Annotated in this window: 25 protein-coding genes and 1 pseudogene; 17 read left to right on the top strand and 9 right to left on the bottom strand. The window is 69.7% G+C overall.

What is annotated here, in order from left to right; genetic code table 11:
• Positions 1-3 precede the first annotated feature (3 nt).
• The 4 genes from GX543_RS08960 to GX543_RS08945 form a co-directional block, all read right to left on the bottom strand.
• Positions 4-411 (bottom strand): DUF1801 domain-containing protein, encoded by a 408-nt coding sequence (locus GX543_RS08960; protein WP_290851406.1) that lies wholly within the window; start codon positions 409-411, stop codon positions 4-6.
• A gap of 61 nt (positions 412-472) precedes the next feature.
• Positions 473-1,261 (bottom strand): ABC transporter permease, encoded by a 789-nt coding sequence (locus GX543_RS08955; protein ID WP_290851405.1) that lies wholly within the window; start codon positions 1,259-1,261, stop codon positions 473-475.
• The gene (locus tag GX543_RS08950; protein ID WP_290851403.1) at positions 1,258-1,995 is read right to left on the bottom strand and encodes an ATP-binding cassette domain-containing protein; all 738 of its coding nucleotides are present in this window, start codon (positions 1,993-1,995) and stop codon (positions 1,258-1,260) included. Before GX543_RS08950 ends, GX543_RS08955 begins: the two co-directional genes overlap by 4 nt.
• On the bottom strand, positions 1,992-2,441 hold the full coding sequence (locus tag GX543_RS08945; protein ID WP_290851456.1) for a hypothetical protein: 450 nt from the start codon (positions 2,439-2,441) through the stop codon (positions 1,992-1,994). The genes GX543_RS08950 and GX543_RS08945 overlap by 4 nt, the downstream gene beginning before the upstream one ends.
• A 684-nt stretch (positions 2,442-3,125) precedes the next feature.
• On the opposite strand from GX543_RS08945, the gene hisD reads away from it, so the two are divergent.
• The 12 genes and pseudogenes from hisD to GX543_RS08885 all read left to right on the top strand — a co-directional run bounded on the left by hisD (position 3,126) and on the right by GX543_RS08885 (position 12,662).
• Positions 3,126-4,448 carry a histidinol dehydrogenase gene (hisD, locus tag GX543_RS08940; protein ID WP_290851402.1) on the top strand — a complete coding sequence of 441 codons (1,323 nt, stop codon included), beginning with the start codon at positions 3,126-3,128 and terminating at the stop codon, positions 4,446-4,448.
• Positions 4,445-5,581 (top strand): annotated as a pseudogene (locus tag GX543_RS08935) (histidinol-phosphate transaminase); the annotation flags it as partial. The gene hisD and the pseudogene GX543_RS08935, both read left to right, overlap by 4 nt.
• 95 nt (positions 5,582-5,676) lie before the next feature.
• Entirely contained in the window at positions 5,677-6,327 is a 651-nt protein-coding gene (gene hisB, locus GX543_RS08930; RefSeq protein ID WP_290851400.1) for an imidazoleglycerol-phosphate dehydratase HisB, read from the top strand.
• Complete coding sequence (hisH, locus tag GX543_RS08925) at positions 6,328-6,960, top strand: imidazole glycerol phosphate synthase subunit HisH (protein ID WP_290851399.1); 633 nt, start codon at positions 6,328-6,330, stop codon at positions 6,958-6,960.
• Between the two features lies 1 nt (position 6,961).
• Complete coding sequence (locus tag GX543_RS08920; protein ID WP_290851455.1) at positions 6,962-7,234, top strand: hypothetical protein; 273 nt, start codon at positions 6,962-6,964, stop codon at positions 7,232-7,234.
• An 82-nt stretch (positions 7,235-7,316) separates the two neighbouring features.
• Complete coding sequence (gene priA / locus GX543_RS08915; RefSeq protein ID WP_290851397.1) at positions 7,317-8,066, top strand: bifunctional 1-(5-phosphoribosyl)-5-((5-phosphoribosylamino)methylideneamino)imidazole-4-carboxamide isomerase/phosphoribosylanthranilate isomerase PriA; 750 nt, start codon at positions 7,317-7,319, stop codon at positions 8,064-8,066.
• Between the two features lie 7 nt (positions 8,067-8,073).
• The gene (locus GX543_RS08910) at positions 8,074-8,913 is read left to right on the top strand and encodes an inositol monophosphatase (RefSeq protein ID WP_290851395.1); all 840 of its coding nucleotides are present in this window, start codon (positions 8,074-8,076) and stop codon (positions 8,911-8,913) included.
• A gap of 80 nt (positions 8,914-8,993) precedes the next feature.
• The gene (gene hisF, locus GX543_RS08905; protein WP_290851393.1) at positions 8,994-9,767 is read left to right on the top strand and encodes an imidazole glycerol phosphate synthase subunit HisF; all 774 of its coding nucleotides are present in this window, start codon (positions 8,994-8,996) and stop codon (positions 9,765-9,767) included.
• 43 nt (positions 9,768-9,810) lie between these two features.
• Positions 9,811-10,191: a phosphoribosyl-AMP cyclohydrolase gene (hisI, locus tag GX543_RS08900; protein WP_290851391.1), complete on the top strand. Its 381-nt coding sequence runs from the start codon at positions 9,811-9,813 to the stop codon at positions 10,189-10,191.
• A 4-nt stretch (positions 10,192-10,195) separates the two neighbouring features.
• Positions 10,196-10,375 carry a 4-oxalocrotonate tautomerase family protein gene (locus GX543_RS08895; protein ID WP_290851389.1) on the top strand — a complete coding sequence of 60 codons (180 nt, stop codon included), beginning with the start codon at positions 10,196-10,198 and terminating at the stop codon, positions 10,373-10,375.
• Positions 10,372-11,958 (top strand): anthranilate synthase component I, encoded by a 1,587-nt coding sequence (locus GX543_RS08890; RefSeq protein ID WP_290851388.1) that lies wholly within the window; start codon positions 10,372-10,374, stop codon positions 11,956-11,958. The genes GX543_RS08895 and GX543_RS08890 overlap by 4 nt, the downstream gene beginning before the upstream one ends.
• On the top strand, positions 11,958-12,662 hold the full coding sequence (locus GX543_RS08885) for a TIGR02234 family membrane protein (protein ID WP_290851387.1): 705 nt from the start codon (positions 11,958-11,960) through the stop codon (positions 12,660-12,662). Before GX543_RS08890 ends, GX543_RS08885 begins: the two co-directional genes overlap by 1 nt.
• Here GX543_RS08885 and GX543_RS08880 read toward each other — a convergent pair.
• Genes GX543_RS08880 through GX543_RS08860 form a run of 5 tightly spaced genes read right to left on the bottom strand, consistent with a single transcriptional unit; the run spans position 12,659 to position 20,106 of the window.
• Positions 12,659-13,831, bottom strand: coding sequence for a VWA domain-containing protein (locus GX543_RS08880; protein ID WP_290851385.1), 1,173 nt, complete (start codon positions 13,829-13,831; stop codon positions 12,659-12,661). The genes GX543_RS08885 and GX543_RS08880 overlap by 4 nt on opposite strands.
• Positions 13,828-16,143: a DUF5682 family protein gene (locus GX543_RS08875; protein ID WP_290851383.1), complete on the bottom strand. Its 2,316-nt coding sequence runs from the start codon at positions 16,141-16,143 to the stop codon at positions 13,828-13,830. The genes GX543_RS08880 and GX543_RS08875 overlap by 4 nt, the downstream gene beginning before the upstream one ends.
• A complete protein-coding gene (locus GX543_RS08870) occupies positions 16,140-17,291 on the bottom strand; it encodes an AAA family ATPase (RefSeq protein ID WP_290851382.1) in 1,152 nt (383 codons plus the stop codon). The genes GX543_RS08875 and GX543_RS08870 overlap by 4 nt, the downstream gene beginning before the upstream one ends.
• Entirely contained in the window at positions 17,288-18,787 is a 1,500-nt protein-coding gene (locus GX543_RS08865; RefSeq protein ID WP_290851380.1) for a DUF5691 domain-containing protein, read from the bottom strand. Before GX543_RS08865 ends, GX543_RS08870 begins: the two co-directional genes overlap by 4 nt.
• Positions 18,784-20,106: an SWIM zinc finger domain-containing protein gene (locus GX543_RS08860; protein WP_290851378.1), complete on the bottom strand. Its 1,323-nt coding sequence runs from the start codon at positions 20,104-20,106 to the stop codon at positions 18,784-18,786. Before GX543_RS08860 ends, GX543_RS08865 begins: the two co-directional genes overlap by 4 nt.
• Before the next feature lie 188 nt (positions 20,107-20,294).
• Between GX543_RS08860 and trpC the strand changes: the two genes are divergently transcribed.
• From trpC to GX543_RS08835, 5 genes are all read left to right on the top strand, one after another.
• Positions 20,295-21,113 (top strand): indole-3-glycerol phosphate synthase TrpC, encoded by an 819-nt coding sequence (gene trpC, locus GX543_RS08855; protein ID WP_290851375.1) that lies wholly within the window; start codon positions 20,295-20,297, stop codon positions 21,111-21,113.
• A 113-nt stretch (positions 21,114-21,226) separates the two neighbouring features.
• Positions 21,227-22,564, top strand: a complete 1,338-nt coding sequence (trpB, locus tag GX543_RS08850; protein WP_290851373.1) for a tryptophan synthase subunit beta — start codon at positions 21,227-21,229, stop codon at positions 22,562-22,564.
• Positions 22,561-23,367 (top strand): tryptophan synthase subunit alpha, encoded by an 807-nt coding sequence (gene trpA / locus GX543_RS08845; protein ID WP_290851371.1) that lies wholly within the window; start codon positions 22,561-22,563, stop codon positions 23,365-23,367. The genes trpB and trpA overlap by 4 nt, the downstream gene beginning before the upstream one ends.
• Positions 23,368-23,492: 125 nt before the next feature.
• Entirely contained in the window at positions 23,493-25,064 is a 1,572-nt protein-coding gene (gene lgt, locus GX543_RS08840; protein ID WP_290851369.1) for a prolipoprotein diacylglyceryl transferase, read from the top strand.
• 9 nt (positions 25,065-25,073) lie between these two features.
• Positions 25,074-25,184, top strand: a 111-nt coding sequence (locus tag GX543_RS08835) for a pyruvate kinase (RefSeq protein ID WP_290851453.1), incomplete at its 3' end; no start/stop codon positions are given.

Raw genomic sequence — 25,184 nt, 5'->3', positions numbered from 1 at the left:
ACATCACGCGGGCGACCGGTGGTCGCCCGCCCATCCGCGTTCCACCAGTTCGCGCAACACGTCACCGTCGACGGCATCGAGGCGGGTGAGATACAGGCAGCCCTTGCCGAGGCGGTGCTTCCCCAGCCGGTCCAGCAGGTCCTGGTTGGAGCCGTAGAAGGTGAGGCCGTACAGGGTGAGCGCCTGCTTGCGCGGAGCGAGACCGATCACGAACCACTCGTGGGACTTGCCGTCCGCGGTGGTGTACGGTTGCGTCCCGAAGCCGACCATCGAGCCCCACATGACCGGTTCGACACCCGACACCTCACGCATCAACTGCACCACGGACTGCGCATCGGTGCGGCGTCGGTCGTTCTCCACCGCTGCGAGGTAGTCGTCGACGGACTCGTCGCTCGGCTTCGTTTTCACCATGCGACGACTGTAGACGCGCCACCGGACATGAACCCGCCCGTTCGCGCCGCGGGCCGGCCGATCAGCTGCGTCGGCGAGCCAGGACCGCGCACCCCGCGGCGAACAGCACGACCGCGACGCCCGCGGAGTAGGCCAGTGCGCCGTTCATGCCCCACGGCGGGGTGAACGCCAGATCCTGACCGGTGCCGAACTGTCCGTTCAGGAACGGCATGTACCCCTGCATCGTGTATCCGTTCGGCGCCAGGGCGATGGAGTTCTCGACGACGAAGGCCCACCCCAGCAGCACCACCGCGGTCACCACCGGGTGCCCGATGAGCGCTCCGAGTCCCACGCCGATCCCGCACGTGACGAACGCGTAGACCGGGACCGTGGCCAGAAACCGGAGTCCCTCGGGCGAACCGATGTCGACACCCCCGTAGACCGCGGGGAATGCCGCGGGCAAGACCGTCATCACCACGATCACCAGCACCAGGCCCATCGCGGCGGACGAGGTCCCGCAGAGCAGCCAGCGCGCGGCGGGGGCGGTCCAGGACCGCGGGAACAGGTAGCGCTCGAGATCGCCCGCGGACCCGCGGGCGATCGATGCCTGGGCCGTCGCCGCGATCAGGGCCCAGGTGATCACCGTGAAGGTCAGCACCCAGTACACCGCGTTCGAGGTCTGCACCGAGGTCACCTGGATGCTCGCGGACATCGTGGCGAATCGCTCGGCGACAGCGGCGATGACGAAGGTGACGATCAGGGGAGCGAGGACCGCGCCCGGCAGCGCAGCGAACGCCAGCGGCCCGCGACGCCCACCCAACCGGACGCCCTCGGCCCGGACCGCGCGGAGCAACTGTGCGAAGCCGGTCATCGGATGACCCCGGGGTGCTCGGCCGGCCGGATCAGATCGAGATACGCCGACTCCAAGTCGTCGTAGCCGTCGACGAACTCCGCCAGCGGTGCATCGGCCACCTTGCGGCCGCGCTCCAGCACGATCACGTCGTCGCCCGTTCTGGTCACCTCGTCGAAGAGATGCGAGGCGATGACCACCGCGCGTCCCTCGTCCGCGAGGCCGCGCAACAGGGTGCGCAGCCAGCGGATGCCGTCGATGTCGAGGCCGTTGACCGGTTCGTCGAAGATCAGGTTCTCCGGATCGGGCAGCAGGGCCGCGGCGATCCCGAGACGCTGCCGCATGCCCAGTGAGTAGTCGGCGACCCGCCGGTCGGCCGCGTCGAGCAGTCCCACCCGTTTCAAGACCGGATCCACCCGGGCTGTGTCGACGCCGCCGGCGGCGGCCAGCCAGCGGAGATGGCGACGACCGGTGTGCATCGGGTTGGGGCCGGTCGGCGAGCCGGCAGAGTCGGCGCCGAGGTGGACGCCGATCGCGCTCGCCGGACTGGTCAGTTCTCGCGGATCCCGGCCGCCGATCGCGACCGAACCTCCGGCGGGTCGGACGATGCCGCACGCGGTCCGCAGCAGCGTCGACTTGCCCGCTCCGTTACGGCCGAGCAGGTACGACAGCCGGCCGTCGCGGACGTGCATGGAGACCTCGTTCAGCACCGTCGTGCCACCGAACCGAACGGTCACTGCGGAGGCGGTGATCATGCGTTGCAGTAGATGTTGAGACCGACGGTCTTGACGCCCTCGCACATCGAGCTCGCCGCCAGTCGCCAGTTGCCGCCGATCCGCTTGAACTGAATGGTCATGCGAATGGTCGGTCGTCCGGCGGAGCCGCTGTTCAGCGTCGCGGAGACGGTGTCTCCGCTCTGCACCAGCGGTCCGGTGACCTTGTTCCAGCCCAGCGGCGGACGGAACAGGCCCAGGCTGTACACGGTCCGCGGCACCACCACCGCAGCCATGCCGCCCTCGACGTTCGCGGCCTTGGCTTGATCCGAGGCGCGGGTCGCGACCAGGAAGTTCACGATGTTGGTCAGGTCGACGAGCGTCGGACGGTCGGCGGTGACCTTGAAGTTCGGGTCGCCCGGCTTCGGCTGGGTCGCCCGGCTCGGCGCGGAGCTCGTGGCGGAGGTCTCCGACGACGCCTGCGGCAGCGGCCCATCGGCGGCGGGCGCGTCAGGGAGTGGTGCATCGGCGGGTGGGGAACCAGGGGCAGTCGCGTCGCTTGTCGCCGGAGCCGAGGCGGGAGCTGCGCCGACCGGAGCGGTCTGGCCGAGCTGCACGACGGTTGCCGGGGCCGCGGTGTCGGGTGCGCCGTCCCGCGTCAGCATCATTCCGGTGAGTCCGACGGTGAGCACGAGCGCTGCGACGACCGCCGCGGCGCCCGCTGCGGCGAGCACCGTCGGCCAGTTCACGGCAGGCGGGGGAGTCGCGGGTTTGCGTGCTGCGGCCGGTGGGGGCGCCGCGATCGGCTCCGTCGGGTAGTCGTACGAATCGGGGTCGGTCGCGTTGTCCATCCGGGAAATCTCCTGAGCAGGGGGCGCCGTCGGTTAACAGCAATTGTCTCGATTAAATAGCATAGGCTTGGCTTACTTTCGTGCGGGGTGGTTGCTCGTCGTAAATGAATCCCCTGGGGGGGCGACTACTGGGCGAAATCGGCTAGAAGCGGCGATATCGGGGATTCATTTACGTCGCAGCTGCGACAGCTCTGTGAAACGGATCCCAGTCGGGTCGGCCCGACGCAGAAACGATTTGCGTCGACGGCATATCCTGGTGGGGTTCCCGATGTCACCGACAGTGCAGTCGCGACACCAACAGATTCGGAGATTCACACCGCCATGCTCACCCGAACCGATCTGCGAGGCAGTACCCCGACGCTCAGCCAACTGCGTCGTGCACTGCCCCGCGGCGGAACCGACGTCAACGCCGTGCTCGACACGGTCACGCCCGTCGTCGAAGCGATCGCCGAGCATGGAGCGACCGCCGCTCTCGATTACACCGAGAAGTTCGACCGCGTCCGCCCTGCCTCGGTCCGGGTCCCCGCCGAGGTCATCGCGGAAGCCCGCGCCGGTCTCGATCCCGCCGTCGTGGACGCCCTCGAGGAGTCGATCCGGCGGGCGCGAATCGTGCACGCCGCGCAGCGTCGCGAGACCACCGTCACCCAGGTGGTCCCCGGCGGCACCGTCGCCGAGAAGTGGATTCCGGTGCGACGCGTGGGGCTCTACGTCCCCGGCGGCAACGCCGTCTATCCGTCCAGCGTGATCATGAACGTGGTCCCCGCGCAGGAGGCAGGCGTCGGATCGCTGGTCGTCGCGTCTCCCGCGCAAGCCGACTTCGGCGGGTGGCCGCACCCCACGATCCTCGCCGCCTGCTCACTGCTGGGTGTCGACGAGGTCTGGGCCGTCGGCGGCGCCCAGGGCATCGCACTGCTGGCCTACGGCGGCACCGACACCACCGGCGAGGAGCTCGATCCGGTGGACCTGGTGACCGGGCCCGGAAACATCTATGTGACCGCGGCCAAACGACTGGTGCGCGGCGTGGTCGGCATCGACTCCGAAGCCGGACCCACCGAGATCGCGATTCTGGCCGACGACTCCGCAGACCCGGCCGTGGTCGCGTCCGACCTCATCAGCCAGGCCGAGCACGACGTGCTCGCCGCGTCGGTGCTGGTGACCGACAGCGTCGCGCTTGCCGACGCCGTCGACGCCGCCGTCGCCGAGGCGGCAGCGGCCACCAAGCACGCCGAGCGGGTCGCCACCGCGCTGACCGGCGCGCAGTCGGGCATCGTGCTGGTCGACGACATCGAGGCCGGGTTGACGGTCGTCGACGCCTACGCCGCCGAACACCTCGAGATTCAGACGCGCGACGCACAGGCCGTCGCCGACCGGGTGACCAGCGCCGGCGCTATCTTCGTCGGTACCTACTCCCCGGTGAGCCTCGGTGACTACAGCGCGGGCTCGAACCACGTCCTGCCCACCTCGGGCTCGGCCAAGTACGCCTCGGGGCTCTCGGTGCAGACCTTCCTGCGCGGCGTCCACGTCATCGACTACGACCGGGACGCGTTGGCCGAGATCGCCGACCGCGTGGTGACCCTCGCGAACGCCGAAGACCTGCCCGCGCACGGTGAGGCCGTGCAAGCGCGATTCGGGGGAGCGAAGTGACCACAGTGCCGGGCCGGTCGGTGACCCTCGACGACCTCCCGCTCCGCGAGAACCTGCGCGGCAAGTCGCCGTACGGCGCTCCGCAACTGCAGGTCCCGGTGGTGCTGAACACCAACGAGAATCCGCATCCGCCCAGCCAGGCGCTCATCGACGACGTCGCCAAAGCGGTGACCGCGGCGTCGGCGGAACTGCATCGGTACCCCGATCGCGACGCCGTGGCCCTCCGATCCGATCTCGCCGACTACCTGACCGCGGCCACCGGCACGGAACTCACGGTCGACAACATCTGGGCGGCCAACGGCTCCAACGAGATCCTGCAGCAGATCCTGCAGGCCTTCGGCGGTCCCGGTCGCAGCGCGATGGGCTTCGTCCCGTCGTACTCGATGCACCCGATCATCGCCGACGGCACACAGACGGAGTGGCTGCCCGCGCACCGCGCCGACGACTTCTCGCTCGACGTGGAGCAGGCCGTCGCCGCGATCACCGAGCACCAGCCCGATGTGGTCTTCGTGACCTCGCCGAACAACCCCACCGGCGGCAGCATTCCGCTCGACGACCTCCGCGCGATCCTGCGGGCCGCGCCCGGCATCGTCATCGTCGACGAGGCCTACGGCGAGTTCTCGTCGCAGCCGAGCGCCGCCGTGCTGATCGACGAGTTCGGCGCCAAGGTCATCGTCTCGCGGACCATGAGCAAGGCCTTCGCGTTCGCCGGTGGTCGGCTGGGCTACCTGGCCGCGGCACCGGCGATGATCGACGCGCTGCTGCTGGTCCGACTGCCGTATCACCTGTCGGTGCTCACCCAGGCCGCCGCGCGCGCCGCGCTGCAGCACTCCGCGGAGACCCTCGGCAACGTGGCGGCGATCGCCGCCGAACGGGACCGGGTGGCCGCGGCCCTGGCCGAGCTCGGGTACACGGTGACGCCGTCGGACTCCAATTTCGTCCTCTTCGGCGGCTTCGCCGATGCACCGGCGAGCTGGCAGCAGTACCTCGATCGCGGCGTCCTGATCAGGGACGTCGGCATTCCGGGCTTCCTGCGTGCGACGATAGGATTGCCCGCTGAGAACGACGCCTTCTTGAAAGTCAGTGCAGAACTGGCCGACCTCGCCCGACCAACGCCAACCCCCGTCGCTTCGCTCGCCCGACCAACGCCCCCCGTCGCTTCGCTCGCCCGACCAGAACCCCCCGTCGCTTCGCTCGCCCGACCAGACCGAAAGCAGCAGTAACCGCAGTGACCACAGATCAGCCCACCCACGCACCGCGCATCGCTCGCGTCGAGCGGACCACGCGGGAATCGTCGATCACCGTCGAGATCAAACTCGACGGCACCGGCAAGACCGACATCGACACCTCGGTGCCGTTCTTCGATCACATGCTGACCGCCTTCGGTGCGCACGGCAGCTTCGACCTCACCGTCCACGCCAAGGGCGACATCGAGATCGAGGCCCACCACACCGTCGAGGACACCTGCATCGTGCTCGGGCAGGCCATCGGGCAGGCCCTCGGTGACAAGAAGGGGATCCGTCGCTTCGGTGACGCCTGGATCCCGATGGACGAGACCCTGGCGCAGGCCGTCGTCGACGTGTCCGGCCGACCGTACTGCGTCCACACCGGAGAACCGGACCACATGCTGACCGCGGTGATCGGCGGCTACTCCGGCGGCGACAAGCCGGTCGTCTCGTACTCGACCGTCCTCAATCGGCACTGTTTCGAGTCGATCGCGCTCAACGCGCGGATCGCCCTGCACGTGCGTGTCCTGTACGGCCGCGACCAGCACCACATCACCGAAGCCGAGTTCAAGGCGGTCGCCCGTGCCCTGCGCGAGGCCGTGGAGCCGGACCCGCGCACCAGTGGCATCCCGTCGACGAAGGGCGCCCTGTAGATGAAGCGAGTAGCGCTTCTCGATTACGGGTCGGGCAACCTGCGTTCGGCACAGCGGGCGTTGGAGCACGCCGGCGCCGACGTGGAGATCACCTCGGACTTCGACACCGCGATCAACGCCGACGGACTGCTGGTGCCGGGCGTCGGCGCCTTCGCCGCGTGCATGGCCGGCCTCAAGACCGTTCGCGGTGACCGGATCATCGGACGCCGCCTGGCCGGCGGTCGACCCGTGCTCGGCATCTGCGTCGGCATGCAGATTCTGTTCGACCGCGGCATGGAGCACGGGGTCGAGACCGAAGGGTGTGCCGAGTGGCCGGGTTCGGTGTCCCGGCTGCAGGCCCCGGTCCTCCCGCACATGGGTTGGAACACCGTGGATGCGCCGGAGGACTCGGCACTCTTCGCAGGCATCGACGACGATGCCCGTTTCTACTTCGTGCACTCGTACGGGGTCCAGGAGTGGGAGATGGACAACGACGGGCCGCTGGTGGCGCCGAAGCTCACCTGGTCCGATCACGGCGGCCGATTTCTGGCCGCGGTGGAGAACGGGCCGCTGTCGGCGACGCAGTTCCACCCGGAGAAGTCCGGCGACGTGGGCGCGCAACTGCTGCAGAACTGGATCGGGGGGCTTGCCTAAAGTGAACGCTGAAGGCGGACGGCAGTCGGAGTTCTCGTTCGGGAAGCTGGTGTTCTATTCACTCGGTGCCGGCGTGGTGGTGCTGGCCGTGATGCTTCCGGTGATCGTGCTGCTGGCCCGTCCCTACCCGATCGCCGCACTGTGCGTGGCCATCGGGGCGGTATTCGGCATGGTGGTCGTGATCGCACTGGTGTCGCGACGCATGATGTCGGGGGTTCAGCAGGAGATCGACCGGCGGCGAGCTGAGCTCGAAGCCAAGCGGGAGCAATCCTGATCGACCGAGGCCGCTCGGTCGACTGCGCGGCCGATTCGCGGACCGCATCGAAATTTTCACGACAGAGAAGAGAACTGGACTGATGGGCACTCTCGAACTCCTCCCGGCCGTCGACGTGGTCGACGGCCAGGCGGTCCGCCTGGTGAAGGGCGAGGCCGGGTCGGAGACCTCCTACGGCTCGCCCCGCGACGCAGCGCTGGCGTGGCAGCGCGACGGCGCGCAATGGCTGCATCTGGTAGACCTCGACGCCGCCTTCGGCCGGGGCGACAACCGCGCGCTGCTGGCCGAGGTCGCTGCGGAGGTCGACATCAAGGTGGAGCTCTCGGGCGGTATCCGCGACGACGCCACCCTCTCCGCGGCCCTGGCCACCGGCTGCACCCGCGTGAACCTGGGGACCGCTGCCATCGAGAACCCCGCGTGGTGCGCGCGAGCCATCGCCGAGCACGGCGACAAGATCGCCGTCGGCCTCGATGTGACGCGCAACGGCGACTCGTACATCGTGCGCGGCCGCGGCTGGGTCACCGAGGGCGGCGACCTGTGGGAGACACTCGAACGTCTCGACAACGACGGCTGTGCACGCTACGTCGTCACCGACGTCAGCAAGGACGGCACGCTCACCGGGCCCAACCTGGAACTGCTCGAGCAGGTGGCGCGCGCCACCGATGCGCCGGTGGTGGCCTCGGGTGGCATCTCGCAGCTCGACGACCTGCGGGCGATCGCCGAATTGACCGGGATCGGCGTCGAAGGCGCGATCATCGGCAAGGCTCTCTACGCCGGACGCTTCACGATGGCCGAAGCCCTCGACGCGGTCGCCGCCGCGGGGAGCCGGTGATCCTGGCATGACCGACGTCGACGGTGTGGATCTGGCGCAGCTGACGGCTGCCGCCGAGTCCGTGCTCGACGAGGTCTCGGGGCTCTTCGTCGACGGACTCGGGTCTCCCGGCGTCCACGTCAAGGGTGTCGGCGACTTCGCCACCGACGTCGACCTGGCGCTCGAACGCCGGATCGGCGACCTGCTCGAAGCGCGCACCGGTATCGAAGTCCACGGCGAGGAGTTCGGCGGTCCCGCGCCGGAGACCGGGGCGATGTGGATCCTCGACCCGATCGACGGGACCTTCAACTACTCGGTCGGCATGCCGATGGCCGCCATGCTGCTGGCTCTGGCGATCGACGGAGTGCCCGTCATCGGCCTCACTCGGATGCCGTTGATCGGGCAGACCTTCGCCGGACACGCCGGCGGCTCACTGCTGGTCAACGGTGAGGCGATGCCGCCCGTGCCCGACAGTCCGCTGCAGACCGCGGTGATCGGTCTCGGCGCGTTCAACGCCAAATCGCGGGGTCGCTATCCCGGTGCCGCGCGCGCAGAACTTCAGCGTCACCTCAGCTACCGCGCCGGGCGCCTGCGGATGACCGGGTCCAACGGCATCGATGTCGCGTACGTGGCAGCGGGCGTGTTCGGTGGTGCCGTCTCGTTCAGCGCCAAGGCCTGGGACAACGCGGCGGGTGCGGCGTTGGTCCGCGCGGCCGGGGGACTCGCGACCGATGTCGCCGGTGAACCGTGGACCGTGCACTCGACGTCGCTGGTCACCGGGAACCGCCAGTTGCATGCCGAACTGCTCGACGTGATCGCCGAGTCGATGCCAGACCAGATCGCCGAACACCGCGCGGGACGAAGCTGACGGGTCACCCGGCCCACCGTCTCGCCTCGAACAACCACACCTGAACACAGACCCCACACTCAACCTGAGGAGAGCTCACCGTGACCGTCGCAGTTCGCGTCATCCCCTGCCTGGACGTCGACGACGGCCGCGTGGTCAAGGGCGTCAACTTCGAGAACCTCCGCGATGCGGGCGACCCGGTCGAACTCGCGGCTCGGTACAACGCCGAGGGCGCGGACGAGTTGACCTTCCTCGACGTGACCGCCTCCAGCGCCGGCCGCGGCACCATGATCGACGTGGTCCGGCGGACCGCCGACCAGATCTTCATCCCGCTCACCGTCGGCGGTGGCATCCGGACCGTCGACGACGTGGACGCGATGCTCCGGGCGGGCGCCGACAAGGTCAGCGTCAACACCGCGGCCATCGCCCGTCCCGAGGTGCTCAGCGAGATGAGCGAACGCTTCGGCTCGCAGTGCATCGTGCTGTCGGTGGACGCCAGGACCGTTCCCGAAGGCAACGAACCGACGCCGTCGGGCTGGGAGGTCACCACGCACGGTGGTCGTCGCAGCACCGGCATCGACGCGGTCGAGTGGGCCCGTCGCGGCCAGGAACTCGGCGTGGGCGAGATCCTGTTGAACTCGATGGACGCCGACGGCACCAAGGCCGGATTCGACCTCCGGATGCTGACGGCCGTGCGCGCAGCGGTCACCATTCCGGTGATCGCCAGTGGCGGGGCAGGTCGGGTCGCCGACTTCGCACCCGCCGTCCACGCGGGCGCCGACGCAGTGCTGGCCGCCTCGGTGTTCCACTTCGGCGACATGACGATCGGTGAGGTCAAGGACGCGATGCGGGCCGACGGCATCGTCGTTCGCTGACCACCTGACACCGCCCGGACCCTGACGACAGAGGAGACACCCCATGGCGCTGCCCGCAGAACTCGCGGCCTCGCTCAAGCGCAACAGCGACGGATTGTTCGCGGCGATCGCACAGGAGCGATCGACCGGACAGGTGCTGATGATGGCCTGGATGGACGACGAGGCGCTCGAGCGCACGCTCGCCACCCGTCGCGGCACGTACTACTCGCGGTCGCGCCAGCAGTACTGGGTCAAGGGAGAGACCAGCGGACACACGCAGTACGTACACGACATCCGGCTGGACTGCGACGGCGATACGCTGCTGCTGATCGTCGACCAGACCGGCGCCGCATGCCATACCGGCAACCACAGTTGTTTCGACACCGAGTCGCTCGAGTTCGGGATTCCGGTGGAGCCGATGGCGACACACGACGAGGGAAGGTAGCGCCATGCCGCTGATTCAGATCTCCCAGACCCCGGGACTGTCGGACCGGGTCAAGCGCGAGACCATCGCCGCCGTCACCGAGGCGTACGCCAAGGCGACCGGAAAGAACCCCGATTCGGTGTGGGTCACGATCACCGAGGTACCGCGCGCACACTGGGGCGTCGGCGGGGAGCCCCTCGGATGAGCGCCGCGAAGAGTTCCGGTCGGTCCATGGAGACCACGCCGCTCGAGACCTTCCTGGACCTGGCCGCAGACCACCGCGTGGTGCCGGTGACCCGCAAGGTCCTGGCCGACTCGGAGACGCCGCTGTCGGCGTACCGCAAACTCGCTCGGGACATCGGAGCCGACGATTTCGTGCTCAAGGACGGAACGTTCCTCCTCGAGTCGGCGCCCAACGGCGCGTCCTGGTCGCGGTGGTCGTTCATCGGCGCGGGCACCCATTCGGCGCTGACCGTCGCCGACGGACAGGCCCACTGGTGGGGCGACGTCCCGGCGGGCGCACCGGTGGGCGGCGATCCCGTCGCGGCGCTGGCCGAGTCGTTGCGACTGCTGCAGACCGACCCGCTCGCCGACATGCCGCCGCTGACCGGTGGCTTCGTCGGGTTCATGGCGTACGACTTCGTCCGCCGCCTGGAACGACTCCCGGAGACGACGGTCGACGATCTCCACCTGCCCGACATGTTCTGGCTGCTGGTGGCCGATCTCGCGGCCTTCGACCATCACGAGGGCACCATCACGCTCATCGCCAATGCCGTCAACTGGGATGGCAGCGACGAACGAGCTGAGGAGGCCTACCGGGACGCGGTGGCGCGACTCGACGCCATGACGGCCGCGTTGGCCGCACCCGACCCGTCGACGGTCTCGACGTTCGGCCGCCCGACACCCGACTACCGATCGCAGCGCTCCCTCGACGACTACCGCGGCATCGTGTCCGGCCTGGTCGATCAGATCGAGGCCGGCGAAGCCTTCCAGGTGGTCCCCTCGATGCGCTTCGAGATCGATACCGACGCCCATCCGCTCGACGTCTACCGCGTGCTGCGGGCCTCCAATCCGAGCCCCTACATGTACTTCCTGCAGATGCCGGGCATCGATCGCGAACCGTTCACGATCGTCGGATCGTCGCCGGAGGCCCTGGTGACGGTGGCCGACGGGGTCGCGACCACCCACCCGATCGCAGGCACCCGCTGGCGCGGGGCCACCGAGGAGGAGGATCAGCTCCTCTCGAAGGGCCTGCTGGAGGACGAGAAGGAGAACTCCGAGCACCTGATGCTGGTGGATCTCGGACGCAACGACCTCGGCCGCGTCTGCGAACCTGGAACGGTGCGCGTCACCGATTATCGCCGCGTGGAGCGCTACAGCCACGTGATGCACCTGGTCTCGACGGTGTCCGGCGAACTGCGCGCGGGCAAGCAGGCGCTCGATGCGGTCACCGCGTGCTTCCCGGCGGGCACACTGACCGGTGCCCCGAAGGTCCGCGCGATGGAGTTGATCGAGGAGAACGAGATCACCCGGCGAGGCCTGTACGGCGGCGTGGTCGGGTACCTCGACTTCGCGGGGAACGCCGACACCGCGATCGCGATTCGCACCGCGCTGATGTCGGGGGACAAGGCTTACGTGCAGGCCGGCGGCGGGGTGGTCGCCGACAGCGACGCCGAGTACGAGTTCAACGAGGCCCGCAACAAGGCGTCGGCCGTGCTCGCCGCGGTCGCCGCCGCCGCGACGATGGCCCCGGTGGCCGGGCCCGCCGCACCTGAGGAAGAGAACTGATGAACGCATCCGAATCCGTCGACGCGAAGCCCGCGCCGGTCAACCGCCGCTGGCAGGGCATCGCCTCCATCCTGATCCTGCTCGGCGCGCTCGGGCTCTGGAGCGCGTCCCGCATGACCTGGGCCACCGTGCTGGTGGCCGCCGACCTGGGACCGGCATCCGAGGTCACGGTCATCGGTGCGCAGTGGAGTCCGTGGCTGGTGCCGGTGGCGCTCGCCATGGTCGCCGCGGTCGTCGCGCAGTTCGCCGTCCGCGGGTGGGCGCTGCGCGTCGTCGCGATCCTCGTCGCACTGGGCGGGGTGCTCGCGATCTTCCCGGCCATCTCGCTGCTGACCGAGGGGGAGGACAACCTCTACGTCGTCCAGATGGCCGACGGCATCCGCGACGGTGCGGCCATCGATGGTGTTCCCGTCACCACGCTGCCCGGCTACGTCGTCATCGTCTCGGCGATCTGCGTGATCGTCGGCGCGATCTTCATGACGCGTACCGCCAACCAGGGCGGCATGTCGTCCAAGTACTCCTCGCCGGCGGCCCGACGAGAAGACCTGGAACGGCAGATCTTCGCCGAGCGGGAGCGCGCCGCGGCCGCTGGAACAGCCGCTCCGACCGAGGGCAACGAACGGATTCTGTGGGATTCCCTCGACGAGGGCATCGATCCGACCGAAGATCCGACCGACGACGACGCCGACGGCGCACGACCCTAGTCCGTCACCGCCACCGGGATGTCGCGGCTCGACGCCCACTCGGCGACGTCGCGATGCTCGATGGCTGCCGCCATCAGGTCCGGGAACAGGTCGGGCGTGCACGCGAACGACGGCACGCCCAGACCGGTCAGCTCGGCGGCGAGATCGGCGTCGAACGCGGGAGTGCCGGAGTCCGACAGCGCCAGCAGCGAGACCATCGTGGCGCCGGAGGCGACGATCGAGCGGGACCGGTCGAGCAGTTCTTCGGCCACTCCACCCTCGAACAGGTCGCTGATCAGCACGAAGACCGTGTTCTCCGGCCGCTCGATGAGCGACTGACAGTAAGTGACCGCGCGGTTGATGTCGGTGCCGCCGCCGAGCTGGACCCCGAACAGGATGTCGACGGGATCCTGCATCTCGTCGGTCAGATCCACCACCTCGGTGTCGAAGACCACCAGCCGCGTCCGCACCGACCGCAGCGACGCCAGGACGGCGCCGAACACGCTGGCGAACACCACCGACTCCGCCATCGACCCGGACTGGTCGATGCACAGGATGATGTCGCGCTGGACCTGCGACTGGCGGCGGGCGTAGCCCACCAGCCGCTCGGGGATCACCGTGCGATAGTCCGGCTGGTAGTGCTTGAGGTTGGCCGTGATCGTCCGGTTCCAGTCGATGTCTGCCGGGCGCGGACGGCTGGTGCGCGACGATCGGTCCACCGCGCCGGTGACCGCCTGCACCGTCGCGCGGCGCAACCGTTCCTCCAACTGATCGGTCACCTGTCGGACCACGTGTCGGGCGGTCTCGCGCGACTGCTCGTCCATCACCTGGTTCAGGGTGATGAGGGTGCTCACCAGGGCGACGTCCGGCTGGACGGCCGCCATCAACTCGGGCTCCAGCAGCATCTGCTTCAGGCCGAGGCGGTCCATCGCGTCGGCCTGCATCACCTGGACCACCGACGACGGGAAGTACGTCCGGATGTCGCCGAGCCAGCGCGCCACCCGCGGCTGCGATCCGCCGAGACCGCCGCGACGTGGGCCGTCGTAGAGTTCGCCGAGCACCCGGTCGCGCGCGGCGTCGGCCTTCGACAGATCGATGCCGCCACCGTTCTCTCCGTCGATGCCATCGGCGTCCCCGCCGCCGAGCACCAGGCGCCAGCGGGTCAGCCGGTCCTCGTCCTGCGAGCTCATGCGATCTCCCATCCGATCAGTCGGGCGACGGCGCCGATTGCGGGCCTCGCCTGTGCCAGGTCGAGTACCGGGCCGTGGTCGACGCTCGGACCCCGGGACAGTGATCGCCCGATGATTCGTCGTTCGGCCCTGGTGAACTCCGCGAACGTTCGACGCAACAGCGGCAGCAGGTCGTCGAACACGTCGGTGACCACCTCCGACATCCATTCGTCGATCACCGCGAGGAGCGCGGCGTCGTGGATCAGGACGAGGGCATCGCCCGCGAGGAAGCCGTCGAGCCACCCGGCGGCATCCACGGGATCGCCCGCTGTGGACAGTGCACGGCTGAGTCGTCGGCGGGCGTCGTCGCGGTCGAGGCGATCGGCGTCGAGCAGCATCCGGGTGGCACGACCGACCAGCGCACCCGGGATCCGGTCGTGGTCGGCCACCTCCCGGAGCGCCGCGAACCAGTAGTCGGCGAGCGTCGGGTCGTCGAGGAGCATCAGGCCGCGATGCGCCGACTCCACCGCGGCACGCAGCGCGATAGCGGCGTCGGCGCTCAACGCGGTGGCCGCCGTCGGCAGCCCGAGGCAGGCACGGACGGCCGTCTGGTCGAGCACCGAGCGGACGTCGTCGGTGGCCATCTGCCGGACGTTGCCGTAGCGACACACGCGCGCCAACGGTTCGATCGCGGACAGGAGTTCGGGCACGTCGGTGTGCGCGGCGGCGCGCTCGGCGAGGGCCTCGACCACGTGGGTCGTCGGCAGGTCGGCGAGCAGACACCGGTCGATCAACTCCGACAACCGCGCGAGATCGGTGGCCGCGTCGGCCTGGGCAGCGACCTTCGACGTCGCCGCGGATTCGATCGTCGTCCCATAGACCGACGCTTCGACCACCGACACCGCCATCGCCGGATCCCATTCGAGTTCCCACGCCTCCTTGAAGGTGCCGGTGGTCCGACCCGTCTCGCCGGGTACGCCCCAGTCGATGCCGAGGACCAGCAGGCGGTGCAGGAGCACCGATTTGGCGCGGCCCGCGTCGGTGCGGAGATCGAGGAGGACCGACTTCGCGACGGCGGCCGGGCGAAGCCGGCAGCTCTTCTGCTGACGCTGCAGGTCGGCCGCCAACGGGACCATCGGGGCCGAGGAGGGGACTGCGCCGAGGTCGGTGCCGACCACCAGGCTCCGGTGCACCAGGCTCAGCGGCGTGGCATCGCCGTCGGCCAGCACGGCGAGCGCGGCATCGTCGAGTTCGCTCAGCCCGGGATGCGGCCGGCCGCGCAGCGTCGCCAGCGTCTCCGCCAGTCGAACGGCGTCGACCACCGACGCCGGTGAGGCCGGGCGGCCCTGCTCGCGGAGTTCCCGGGCCACCAGGACCAGCCACGAGGCTGCGGCCTCCCCGGTGTCCAACCCGTTTCGGCGGGCGTCGAACAGATGCCGATACCAGCCGGGCGAGGCGACGCCCGCCCCGTAGCCGGACCACTGGCTCAGTCGGGTCGCGGTCCACGGCACCCACGCCGCGGCGACCTTGGTCTTCGGCAGGCCGCGCAGCAGGCGGTTGTCGGAAGCGGCCGACGGCATCGTCGCCGGGTCGAGTGCCGGCGCGTGCCACGCGCCGCAGACCACGGCGATCCGCTGGTGGCCGGCCTTGACGGCGGCGCGGAGGGCCTTGCGCATCGCGGCCTCGCGGACCCCGGTCATCGCCCGACCGAGGGCTTGAGCAGCGGCGTCGAGGTCGAGCACCTTGGCGTCGTCGACCAGCGGCCGGGCGGCGGGCTCGTCGGCGCGGAGCTCGGCGACGGCCTCGCGGACGGCATCGAACCGGTCGGTCGCGTCGGACGGAGTGCTCCCGCGGCGGTCGTGCTCGACGGCATCCTCCCACCAGCGCTCGGGCTCGTCGTAGCCCGCGGCCGAGGCGAGCGCGGCGATCGGATCGACCACGCGCTCGGTCGGCTGGGAGGCCTCGTCGGCGGCCAGGCGTCCAGCCCCGTCGACGGCCGCGCGGAGGGCGAGCTGGTTGGTCGCCGGAAGGTCGGCCCATTCGACGGGCACGTCGCGGGCGAGGGCCCACCGGGTCGCGACCCATTCGGGGGAGAAGGCGGCGAGAGGGTAGAACGACGCCCGGCTCGGATCTGCGGCGTCGTACACCAGGCCGGCGATCGGTGGCCGGGTGTCCGGGTCGGCGAGGAACGGCAGGATCGGGGTGAGTTCGCCCGGCCCTTCCACCAGGACGTACTGCGGTGAGAGCTGGTCCAAGGCTTCGGCGACCGATTGTGCCGAGCCCGGACCATGGTGGCGAATACCGAGGATCGAGACGGTCGCGGCCACCGTCATCGCGGTGCGCCGGTGCCCAGGTCGCGGCAGGCACGGTAGAGGTCGTCCCATTCGGGGCGTCCGCGCACCACCGTCTCCAGGTACTCGTCCCAGATCACCGAGTCCTGGACGGGGTCCTTCACCACGGCGCCCAGCAGGCCGGCCGCGACGTCGTGCGCACCGACGACGCCGTCACCGAAGTGCGCGGCCAGACTCAACCCGCTGGTGACCACCGAGATGGCCTCGGCGGTCGAGAGCGTGGAACTGGGCGACTTGATGGTGGTCCGACCGTCGGCGGTCACCCCGCCGCGCAGCTCGCGCATCACGGTCACCACCCGGCGGATCTCGCTCAGCGACTCCAGGTCGGCGGGCAGTTCGAGGGAGGCTCCCAGGCTCGCGACGCGCTGGGTGACGATCGAGACCTCGTCGTCGAGCGAGTCGGGCAGGGGGAGCACCACCGTGGTGAACCGGCGGCGCAGTGCGCTGGAGAGGTCGTTGACGCCCTTGTCGCGGTCGTTGGCGGTCGCGATCACATTGAAACCGCGTTGCGCCTGGACCTCGCTGTCGAGTTCGGGGATCGGGAGGGTCTTCTCCGACAGGATGGTGATCAGCGAGTCCTGCACGTCGGCGGGGATGCGGGTCAGTTCCTCGATCCGGGCGATGGATCCGGCGTTCATCGCGCGCATCACCGGACCGGGGACCAGGGCGCTCTCGGACGGGCCGGAGGCCAGGAGCGAGGCGTAGTTCCAGCCGTACCGGACCGCCTCCTCGGTGGTACCCGCGGTTCCCTGGACCACGCGCGTGGAATCGCCGCTGACAGCGGCCGCCAGATGCTCGCTGACCCAAGACTTCGCGGTGCCCGGCACGCCGAGCAGCAGGAGCGCGCGATCGGTTGCGAGCGAGGCTACTGCGATCTCCATGAGCCTGCGGCTGCCGATGTACTTGGGGGTGATGACCGTGCCGTCGGCGAGGGTGCCGCCCAGCAGATAGGTGGTCACCGCCCAGGGCGACATCGACCAGCGCGGTGGGCGGGGGCGGTCGTCCACGGCCTGTAGCGCCGCGAGTTCGGCTGCGTACTCGTGCTCGGCATGGGCGCGCAGGACGCCCGACGGGGTGCCGCCGGGAGTGTCGGCGGCGGGAGTCGTCTCGGTAGTGGGAGATCCGGTCATGAGAAAGCCTCCTGGATGGAACGGTCGAAGGAGTGGTAGGTGACGGCGGTGGTCAGCACGCGCCGCAGGCGTTCGGAGATCTCGACATCGGCGCCGGGGAGTTCGGCGCGGGCGAGGACCTCGCGGATGCGCGGCACGCTCTCGGCGGGGAAGCGTGTCGCATGATGGATCTGCAGGAGCGGGACGTGGCTCGACCGGCCCCTCGGCGTGGGGCGGGTGACCCGCGCCAGGATCGCGTCGGCGATCGGCGGGCTCCACGGCGCGCCCGCCAGCCCGAGCAGCTCGCGGAACCCGACGTCGGTGTCGGTCGGAAGCAGCCGAAGCAGGTACTGCTCGCGTTCGTGGTCGGGCAGGGTCCGGATGAGGCTCGGGTCGCGCCGCACCGACAGCAGCGCGCGGGCCCATTCGGTGTTCCGCTGGTCGGTGGTCGCGCGGATCAGCGCGCCGAGCACGGCGTCGTCGTCGCGGACCGCCGCGACGATCCGCTCGACGGACAGGCCGGTGGCCTCGCACCACGCCCGCAAGGGCGCGGCCGTGAGGACGGTCTGCAAGGATGCGGCGCGGTCGGCGGCCGTGGCAACGCCTGCCAGGCCGTCGCGTGTCGCGGCGTCGTCGAGCACGGTCGGAGCGAGGACGGTGATCCGTGTGTTCGAGGCGAAGACGCGCGCACGCTCGACGGTCAGCAACGGTGCTAGTCGGCCGGCCATCCGGGTGCCGAAGGCGCTGGTCGGGAGCCCGCGCAGGAGCGCTCGCGCGGCATCGCGGACACGCGCCGAGCGCTCGTCGAGGAGGGCGTCGAGGAACGGCTCGTCGGCGGTGGACAACCCGACCCGCCACGACTCGAGAACCCGTTCCTTGAGCGCTGCGGGCAGCTCGGACCAATGGGCGGCGGTGAGTTCACGCGCGCCGTGCGGGTCGCCCTCACGCAGCGCGGCCAAGGCGTCGACCGCATCCGTGGTGCGCAACCGAGCCCAGTCGCGACCCAGGTCCGCCGCGTCCGGTGTGCTCGGCCGCGCGGCGGTTCCGGACTTCTCGGCGAGCCAGTCTCCGCGCCGACCCCAAGCCCGCTGGAGGCTCGGCAGGAGCTCGGGCGCGGTGCCGGCGAGGGCGATCAGCGTCGGCAGAAACCGCGGCGGCACCACAGCGTCGCGGTCGGCCGCGGTCTGGAGCCAGCGGTTCAGGAGCGGGATCCGGACCTCGCGCGCGATGGGCGGCGCGTCGATCAAGACGCCGAGGAGTTCGATTGCCGATGGGGGTGCGTACGGCGAGGACTCGGCCGTGGCCGGTGTCACCGGGTCGGCGACCGTCGGCCGTCGACCCGCGCGAACCAGTGCGGCGGCCACCGCGACCCGCGCCAGCACCTCGTCGTCGGGCGGGCCGGACGCGGTGTCGGCGAAGGGCGAGTCCGGGAATGGACGTCGGTCGGTGCCGAGGATCGCGGCCGACAGCAGGTCTCGGCGCCAGCGTTCGACAGCAGCGGAATCGGGGAGGCTCACAGCGGCGTCACCTCACCGTCGGCCAGCACCGTGAGGACCCGGAATCGACCGCCGTCGAGCTCCCCGAACACCTGGTCGGCACGGCCGCCGGTCACCGCGGAGAGCGCTTTCGTCGGGGTGTCCGCGACCAGCGGCACGGCGGAACCGTTCGGGTCGACCAGGTGGTCGCAGTCGGGGCCGCCGAGGGCGACATCGTCGAGGACCACGGGATACAGATCGCGCCACGGGACCCGCGCCACATGATCGGCCGCGCCGGCGAACGCCGCAGCGAGCGTGGTGCCCGGCCCCAGTCGCGATCCCGCCGGTGTCGGTTCCGGTGCCGGAGGTTCGGTGAACAAGACCCGTCGGGGCGCTGACCCGGGATAGACGCCCAGCGTCGCGCGCACCCGAGCGCCGGCCAACTGCGGGACGTCGAGCGACTGCCCCGGTCCCGCGGTCTCGAGGACGACGACGAACTCGGGGTCGCCGTCGATGGTCGCCGGCCGCAGCCAGGTGCGCTGCTGAGCGAGGCGCCCGATCTCGGTGCGATGCGATCCGACGACGATCCAGACGCCCTCGCGAAGCTCTCCCGCGCGTACCTCGGCCGTCGGAATCGGCCAGCCGAGAGCGGTCTGCAGGTCGGCCTGCAAGGCGGGTGCCAGGCTTTCGCGGCGCGTCCATCCGCGTGCCATGGTCCACCACACACCGGTCCGTTCGAGGAGATCTGCGGGCGCGAGATCGCCGTGGGTGATGTCACCGGCGGTGTCCCGAACGCGTTCGGCGAGGCCCGGAAGCTGGGCGTCGACCAAGCGTGCGGCGGCCGCCTCCCACCACGCGTCCGGTCGCCGCATCGCATCGGCCAGGCCGGCGCGCATCAGGTCCGACAACCAGCGAGAGAACTCGTCGACGCCCGCGTCCATCTTCGCGGCGCGTTCGGCTCGACGAGCCGCCCGGGCTGCGGGGTCGGGCGCGGCGGCGGGAGAAACATCGGCGGCCGCAGTGCCGGTCGACGCGGTGCGCCGGCTGCGCGCGCCTGCCCAGTCGGCGGCGAAGTCGGCCGCCGTGCCGTCACCGACCACACCCTCCGACCAGAGGAGCAGGAGGGCGATCGCATGCTTGCACGGAAACTTGCGGCTCGGGCACGAGCACTTGTACGCGGGGCCGTTGAGGTCGATGCTGACCTGGTACGGCTTCTTTCCGCTGCCCTGGCACGACCCCCACAGCAACGACTCGTTGCAGCCGGTGCCGGACCACGGACCGGGCTTCGCCAGTGTGCGGCCTGCCGACATCGAGGCGGCGTCCGGGGCGACGGCGAGCACCCGTTCCTGAGTCCAAGGCATGATCCCGGACAGTAGTCGACGCCTGCGACAACTCAGCCGACTGACCGACGGCCGTCTGGGTCGATCGATCCACTCGACGTCGCCGCCCGAGTTCGCCGAACCCACTTCCGGAACGAAGCGACCCCGGCCGCCCACGAACCGATCGCTGTGCTTAGTCTGGTGACAAGCGTTGAAAGGGGCCGATCGCCGTGACCAGTGAGTCAGTGCTCGATTCGATCATCGAGGGAGTCAAGGCTGACGTCGCTGCGCGCGAAGCAGCCCTTCCCCTCGAAGCAGTGAAGGAAGCCGCAGCAGCAGCGCCGCGGCCGCGCGATGCCATGGCCGCGCTCAGCCAGTCGGACGTCGCGGTCATCGCCGAGGTGAAGCGCGCGAGTCCGTCCAAGGGGCAGCTCGCGAACATCCCCGATCCGGCGGACCTGGCCAAGGCCTACGAGGACGGCGGCGCACGCATCGTGAGCGTGTTGACCGAGGAACGTCGCTTCGGTGGTTCGCTGGCCGACCTCGATGCGGTGCGCGCCGCCATCAACATTCCGATCCTGCGCAAGGACTTCATCGTCGGGCCGTACCAGATCCACGAGGCCCGCGCGCACGGCGCCGACGTCATTCTGTTGATCGTCGCAGCCTTGGAGCAGCCGGTGCTGGCGTCGTTGCTCGACCGCACCGAGTCGCTGGGGATGACCGCCCTGGTCGAGGTCCACACCGAGGAAGAAGCTGATCGGGCGCTGGAAGCCGGTGCCAAGGTGGTCGGCGTCAACGCACGCAATCTGAAGACGCTCGACGTGGACCGCGATTCGTTCGCGCGCATCGCACCCGGCCTGCCGTCCAATGTCATCAAGATCGCCGAGTCCGGCGTCCGCGGCCCCGCTGACCTGCTGGCCTACGCCGGTGCGGGTGCCGACGCCATTCTGGTCGGCGAGGGCGTCGTGACCAGTGGTGATCCGCGCTTGGCGGTGGCAGACCTGGTGGCGGCGGGGTCGCACCCGTCCTGCCCCAGGCCGTCGCGCTGAGCCGACACTAGAAAGCCCTGACTGCAGACCTCGATCCCGTTGGTGCCCAACGGGATCGAGGCGAGTGGTTATTCATTTGCTGCTCACCGCGATTGATGAGGATACTGAGAACCGTGACCGAGAATTCTGACGCAGCCCAGGACGTCTCCGCCGAGGCGGCATTCCCGCAAGCCAGTGCTGGCGTCGCCGACGTCCACCCGATCGGGCCCGACGAGCTCGGCCACTGGGGCGTCTTCGGCGGTCGCCACGTTCCCGAGGCCTTGATGGCGGTGATCGAAGAGGTCACGGCAACGTACGAGAAGCTGCGGACCGACTCGGAGTTCCTGACCGAACTCGACCGACTGCAGCGCGATTACTCCGGTCGCCCGTCGCCCCTGTACGAGGCGGAACGCCTGAGCGGCGACGCGGGCGGCGCTCGACTGTTCCTCAAGCGCGAGGACCTCAACCACACCGGGTCGCACAAGATCAACAACGTCCTCGGCCAGGCGCTGCTCGCCAAGAAGATGGGCAAGACGCGCGTCATCGCCGAGACCGGCGCGGGGCAGCACGGGGTCGCCACCGCAACGGCCTGCGCGCTGCTCGGGCTCGAATGCCTGGTCTACATGGGCCGCGTCGACACCGAGCGGCAGGCTCTCAACGTGGCCCGGATGCGGCTGCTGGGTGCGACGGTCGTCGCCGTGGAGACCGGTTCGGCCACCCTCAAGGACGCCATCAACGAGGCTCTCCGCGACTGGGTCACCAACGCCGACAACACGTACTACTGCTTCGGCACGGCGGCCGGGCCGCATCCGTTCCCGATGATCGTCCGCGACCTGCAGCGCATCATCGGCTTGGAGTCGCGGGCCCAGATCCTGGACCGGATCGGCCGACTTCCCGATGCGGTGACCGCCTGCATCGGCGGCGGTTCCAACGCCATCGGAATGTTCCATCCCTTCATCGACGACGCCTCCGTTCGGATGGTCGGCTACGAGGCGGCGGGCGACGGCGTCGACACCGACCGGCACGCCGCGACGTTTTCGGGCGGCACGCCCGGCGCATTCCAGGGCGCGTACTCGTACCTGCTGCAGGACGAAGACGGTCAGACCATCGAGTCCCACTCCATCTCGGCCGGCCTGGACTACCCGGGTGTCGGGCCCGAGCACGCGCACCTGATGTCGATCGGTCGTGCCGAATACCGTCCGATCACCGACGCCGAGGCGATGGATGCGCTGGCCCTCCTGTCCCGAAAGGAAGGCATCATCCCGGCGATCGAGTCCGCGCACGCGGTGGCGGGCGCGCTGCAGCTCGGCCGCGAGCTCGGGGAGGGCGCGGTGATCATCGTGTGCCTGTCTGGTCGGGGTGACAAGGACGTCGACACCGCCGCGGAGTGGTTCGGCCTGTTCGGCAAGCCGCCGTCAGAGTCCGAGTACGCAGCGAGCCTCGCCGAGGCAGCAGGGGAGAACACCAAGTGAGCACGCACACCACACCGCCGTCGCGCCTGGGCGCGACCTTCGCCGACTGCCGCGCAGAAGGCCGCGCGGCCCTCATCGGCTACTTCCCGGTCGGCTATCCCGACCTCGAGACCTCATTGACCACGGTCCGCACCATGGTCGACGCGGGCTGCGACATCATCGAGATCGGCATCCCGTACTCCGACCCGGTGATGGACGGCCCGACCATCGCGCGCGCCGCCGAGAAGGCGCTCGCGGGCGGAACTCGGGTCCGCGATGTCATGGTGGCCGCGGAGGCCATCGCCGCGGCCGGGGCGAAGCCGGTGGTCATGAGCTACTGGAATCTGGTGCTCCAGTACGGCGTCGACACGTTCGCTCGCGATCTGGCGGCAGCGGGCGGCGCGGGTCTCATCACCCCGAATCTGATCCCCGAAGAGGGCGCGGAATGGCATGCGGCGGCCGACGCGCACGATCTGGACCGCATCTATCTGGTCGCGCCGTCATCCACCCCCGAGCGCATCGCGCTGACCGTCGACGCGTGCCGCGGATTCGTGTACGCCGCGTCGACCATGGGTGTCACCGGTGCCCGCAGCAGCGTCTCGAACGCAGCCCCCGCGCTGTGCGCCCGGGTTCGCGAGTACTCCGACATCCCGATCGGCGTCGGCCTGGGTGTGCGCGACGGCGACCAAGCCGCCGAGATCGGCGCCTATGCGGACGGCGTCATCGTCGGCTCGGCAATCGTCTCGGCCGCCGACAAGGGTCAGGACGCGGTCGCGGCACTGGTCGCCGACCTCGCTGACGGCGTGCGACGCTCCCGCGCCTGAGAACCCGGTCCTGAGAACCCCGCACCTTACTCCGTACTTCGTTACCCGCCGGTGGTAACGAAGTACGGAGTTGGTCGTTCGATGCGCGTGTCGCGGGGCACGGCGTGCACGCTACTGTGGCACCTGTGATTGACGGAACCGTCCTCGCTTACCTTCCGAGCCCCGCACAGGGCGTATGGCACCTCGGCCCCGTGCCGTTGCGCGCGTACGCCGTGTGCATCATCGTCGGCATCATCGTCGCCGTCTGGTGGGGCAGCAGGCGCTGGCAGGCGCGCGGCGGACAGCCCGGCGAGGTCATCGACGTCGCGCTGTGGGCCGTCCCGTTCGGCCTGATCGGTGGCCGGATCTACCACGTCCTCACCGACTGGAGCACGTACTTCGGGCCCGGCGGCAAGGGGCTCGGTGCGGCATTCCGGATCTGGGACGGCGGCCTCGGCATCTGGGGCGCAGTGGCGCTCGGTGGGGTCGGCGCCTGGATCGGTGCCCGGAACATGGGGATCAAGCTGCCGTCGTTCGGCGACGCCTTGGCCCCGGCCATCCTGCTGGCGCAGGCGATCGGCCGTCTCGGGAACTACTTCAACCAGGAACTGTTCGGTCGCGAGACCACTGTCCCGTGGGCCCTGGAGATCTACGACCGGACCAACGCCGACGGAGTCGTCTCGTACAAGCTGATCGACGGGGTCTCGACCGGCGACGTGTACGCGGTGGTGCATCCGACGTTCCTGTACGAGATGGTCTGGAACATCCTGGTCGTCATCGCGCTGGTCCTGATCGATCGCTACTTCCGCGTCGGACACGGTCGTCTGTTCGCGATGTACGTCGCCGGCTATTGCGTCGGCCGCTTCGCCATCGAGTTGATGCGCGACGATTACGCGACCCACATCTTCGGCGTGCGCGTCAATGTCTTCACCTCCGCGATCATCTTCCTGTGCGCTGCGCTGTACATCGTGATGGCGCCGAAGGGACGTGAGGAAGGGCTGTCGATGTACTGGCCCGACCGCGCCGACGAACTCGCTGCGGAAGGCGCCGTCGGCTACCTCCCGCGCACGGGGGAGGCCGAGAACCACGAACTCGCCGTCAATGCCGATGACGAGGGCGAGGACGAGGGGGAGTTCGCCGCCGACTACTTCGACGACTCCTACGAGGACGCGCCGTACGAGGAGGAGTCCGTCGACGTCGAACCGGACGCGCACGATCACAGCGTGTGGGCCCAGGGCGCCGGCGACGCGGCAGTCGCCGCCGAGTCCATGCCGGATGAGCCGGTCGCCGATGAGGTCCCGATCGACGATCCTGTGGTCGACGAGCTGGTCGACGAGCCTGCAGTAGACGAACCGGCAGTAGTCGAACCCGTAGTCGAGGAACCGGTAGCGGAGGAACCCGCAGTAGAGGAATCGGCAGCGGAGGAACCCGCAGTCGAGGAACCGGCAGTCGAGGAACCCGCAGTCGAGGAATCCGCGTCGACTGACGATCCGGCCGAGGCAGAGTCCGCGGAGCCGGCGGCCTCGTCGGCGCCGTCGCTGGGGTACACCATCGTTCCGGCCGACGACGAAGAGCTGTCGGGAATCACGATCATCGAACAGAATCCGGGCGGTTCGGCAGGGTCCATCGAGATCCGTCGCAGCGGGGACGGCGAAGCAGATGAGACCACTTCCACACTTGACCCTGACCGAGGCGACACACCGGACGGCGACCGCTAGCCTAAAGGGGTGACTCGTCGAACCAAGATCGTCTGCACCCTCGGTCCCGCCACCAGCTCCCTCGCCAGCATCACCGAACTCGTAGAGTGCGGCATGAACGTCGCCCGACTGAACTTCAGT

This window comes from Gordonia sp. (in: high G+C Gram-positive bacteria) (genome assembly GCF_012515855.1).
In the GTDB taxonomy this organism is placed as follows: Bacteria; Actinomycetota; Actinomycetes; order Mycobacteriales; family Mycobacteriaceae; genus Gordonia.
The sequence above is the reverse complement of the archived record's forward strand: the minus strand, read 5'-3'. Positions and strand labels throughout refer to the sequence as shown.